The 2172-nt window shown below is 35.7% G+C and carries 2 protein-coding genes; both read left to right on the forward strand.

What is annotated here, in order from left to right; translation table 11 throughout:
* The first annotated feature begins 123 nt into the window (after window positions 1–123).
* Window positions 124–702, forward strand: coding sequence for a hypothetical protein (locus PVV63_RS10105; RefSeq protein WP_273791740.1), 579 nt, complete (start codon window positions 124–126; stop codon window positions 700–702).
* A 112-nt stretch (window positions 703–814) separates the two neighbouring features.
* A complete protein-coding gene (locus PVV63_RS10110; protein WP_273791741.1) occupies window positions 815–1594 on the forward strand; it encodes a hypothetical protein in 780 nt (259 codons plus the stop codon).
* The last annotated feature ends 578 nt before the right edge of the window (window positions 1595–2172 follow it).

Below are 2172 nucleotides of genomic sequence, written 5' to 3' on the forward strand. Positions count from 1 at the left end.
GCGATGATAATGACAGCGAATATGAAAGTGATGCTGCGTAAATGACACGCGCGGGCGCGGCGGGGGCGCCCTCCTTTAAACATCTCATTTAAAAATTTAAATCTCTATAAAGGAATTGTGCTCATGCAAAAGAAGTTTGCACTCACAAATGAAACGCGTGTAATTAATAATCATACCCTTTATCGCATTAAAGCATTAAAAGACTTTGCTGATGTTAAGGCTGGTGCCTTGGGTGGCTTTATTGAAAAGGAAGATAACCTCTCTCATGATGGCAATTGCTGGGTGTATGATGAGGCTCTTGTGTTTAAAAATGGTCACGTTTATGAAAATGCAAGAGTTTTTGGCAATGCTGTCACTTGTGGTCATATCTATGGTCATGCGCGGGTTTATGACAATGCTATCATTGCTGGCTATGTTTATGATAATGCCCATGTTTATGGCAATGCTGTTATTTCTGATAATTCCCATGTTTATGGTAATGCACATGTGTATGGCAAGGATATTATTTATGATAATGCCTATGTTTATGACAATGCTAGGGTTTATGAAAATGCTCGTATAGCAAATAACGTGCATGTTTATGAAAATGCCAATATTCATGGCATTGCTGTTATTCGTGAAAATGTCGGCGGGTCTACTAAAATAAAAACCTATACTGAACGTCTCTCTCCTTATGGTGAATTAGAGATTGTCTGGGTCTAATCAATAAAGCAGTGTAAATGAAAGTACAGGCGTGGCGGGGGCGCCCCTCTTTCAAATTTTCCCATTTCAAATTTTATCAACTGTTTATCACATTAGATTGTGAGGGTCTTCTATGTGCAAAAAATACGAATTAACCAGTGAAATCAAAAAAATCAAACATGCTCTTACTCGAAATATTATAAACCTTTATCGCATTAAAGCTTTAAAAGATTTCGATGATGTACAGGCGGGGTCTTTAGGCGGCTTTATTGAAAAGGAAGTTAACCTATCCCATGATGGTAATTGCTGGGTGTATGATGAGGCTTGTGTCTATGGTCATGCAAGAGTGTATGACAATGCAAAAATACGCCATTTTTCTCAAGTCTGTGGTCAAGTTTATGGCAATGCTGAGGTCTATGGAAAAGCTTTTATCTCTCAATATGCTAAAGTTTATGACCATGCTTTTGTCTATGGCAATGCTCATGTTTATGGCAATATTTATGGTAATGCTCATGTGAATGGTAGTGCCCGCATTCTTGCTGATGCTCATATTTATGATCATGCGCATGTTTCTTATGATGCTACGGTTTTTAGTTATGCACGCGTCTATGGTCATGCCAAGGTTTGTGGCTCTGCTTGCATTTATAGCCATGCAAAAGTTTATAATTATGCTGTTATTAATGGTCGTGCTAAAATTTATGGCAAGGTTTATGGAAATGCTTGTGTGAGTGGCTCTTGTGAGATTTATGGCTCTGTTTATGGCAATGCTAAAATCTCATATTGCGCAACGATCTGGGGGCGTGTTTATGGCAATGCAAAAATCAATAAAAAAAGCAAAGTAAGGTTGGTTCCAAAAAAATGTGAGGTGTATGAAAGGGATAATGTTGTCAATATAACTGATCAAACAGAATAAAAAGAGACATGGGGGACGTGCCTTCTTTATGGTTATAAACGCATATAAAATGCATTGCTATAAACATCTCATAAAAGAGAGAGTAAAATAAAAAAAGCCGTGCCAAATGATATGACGCGGCTTTCAAATAGCGTTTTTTATTGATTAAAATGAATCATCCACAATGGAGTAATGAATGCATATATACAAAACGTATCATATTGCAAGCGCTCTATGAGAGATATGAAAACTTATCAAAAGAAACGTAAATGTGCGTATGATCTTTAATCACTCATTTGAATTACAGAGCCTATAAACGCTTGTTATGGCTATTAAACGTATCAAACAAATCAAAATGCTCGGTAGCTTTAACAATCCAATCAAAAGCAAATGCATATTAAGTGAATGTCTTGTAAAAACGTTCTTTTTACATTTGGAAGCGTTGGGTTTCAAAAGCAGCTTTTCATAAGATAAATAAACAATTATGGTTTTTTGTTACCATTTTTATCAAGTCAATTTTATTAATAATAGTTATTAAAAAATCACAAAATTAGAATAACCACTTGAAAATATACCCATATGGGTATATTAATAATCAT

Origin of the sequence: Bartonella sp. CM31XJBT (assembly GCF_028618555.1) — a bacterium.
Lineage (GTDB): Bacteria > Pseudomonadota > Alphaproteobacteria > Rhizobiales > Rhizobiaceae > Bartonella.

Excerpts from the sequence above, each read along its gene's own strand:
- PVV63_RS10110 (WP_273791741.1), top strand. The coding sequence starts at position 815 with ATGTGCAAAAAATACGAATTAACCAGTGAAATCAAAAAAATCAAACAT.
- PVV63_RS10105 (WP_273791740.1), top strand. The coding sequence starts at position 124 with ATGCAAAAGAAGTTTGCACTCACAAATGAAACGCGTGTAATTAATAAT.